This window comes from Lysobacter soli, assembly GCF_003382285.1.
Lineage (GTDB): Bacteria > Pseudomonadota > Gammaproteobacteria > Xanthomonadales > Xanthomonadaceae > Lysobacter_J > Lysobacter_J soli.
Window position 1 is genome coordinate 1 of the sequence record NZ_QTJR01000027.1, and the last position, 1,172, is coordinate 1,172.

Consider the following 1,172-nt stretch of genomic DNA (forward strand, 5'->3'; position numbering starts at 1 on the left):
CCGACTTCGCGCGCCACGCGCGTCACTTCCGCGGCGAAACCGTTGAGCTGGTCCACCATCGTGTTGATGGTTTCCTTCAGCTGGAGGATTTCGCCTTCCGCGCCCACGGCGATCTTGCGCGACAGGTCGCCCTTCGCCACCGCGGTGGTGACTTCGGCGATGTTTCGCACCTGCGCGGTGAGGTTGGACGCCATCGAGTTGACGTTGTCGGTGAGGTCCTTCCATGTGCCGGCGACGCCCGGCACCTGCGCCTGGCCGCCGAGCTTGCCCTCGGTACCGACCTCGCGCGCCACGCGCGTCACTTCCGCGGCGAAGCCGTTGAGCTGGTCCACCATCGTGTTGATGGTTTCCTTCAGCTGCAGGATTTCGCCCTTCACGTCCACGGCGATCTTGCGCGACAGGTCGCCCTTCGCCACCGCGGTGGTGACTTCGGCGATGTTTCGCACCTGCGCGGTGAGGTTGGACGCCATCGAGTTGACGTTGTCGGTGAGGTCCTTCCATGTGCCGGCGACGCCCGGCACCTGCGCCTGGCCGCCGAGCTTGCCCTCGGTACCGACCTCGCGCGCCACGCGCGTCACTTCCGCGGCGAAACCGTTGAGCTGGTCCACCATCGTGTTGATGGTTTCCTTCAGCTGCAGGATTTCGCCCTTCACGTCCACGGTGATCTTGCGCGAGAGGTCGCCCTTCGCCACCGCGGTGGTCACCTCGGCGATGTTTCGCACCTGCGAGGTGAGGTTGGACGCCATCGCGTTGACCGAGTCGGTCAGGTCCTTCCACGTACCGGCGACGCCCGGCACGACGGCCTGGCCGCCCAGGCGTCCTTCGGTACCCACTTCGCGCGCCACGCGCGTCACTTCGGACGAGAAGCCGTTGAGCTGGTCCACCATCGTGTTGATGGTGTCCTTCAGCTCGAGGATTTCGCCGCGCACGTCCACGGTGATCTTGCGCGACAGGTCGCCCTTCGCCACCGCGGTGGTCACCTCGGCGATGTTGCGCACCTGCAGCGTCAGGTTGGACGCCATCGAGTTCACGTGGTCGGTGAGGTCCTTCCACGTGCCGGCGACGTCGGGCACCTGCGCCTGGCCGCCGAGCTTGCCTTCGGTACCCACTTCGCGCGCCACGCGCGTCACTTCGGAGGAGAAGCCGTTGAGCTGGTCCACCATCGTGTTGAT

Annotated in this window: 1 protein-coding gene; it reads right to left on the bottom strand. The window is 66.1% G+C overall.

Features of this window, described 5'->3' with window-relative positions:
• Nucleotides 1-1,172, bottom strand: a 1,172-nt coding sequence (locus tag DX912_RS18105) for a HAMP domain-containing protein (protein ID WP_181902894.1), incomplete at both ends; no start/stop codon positions are given.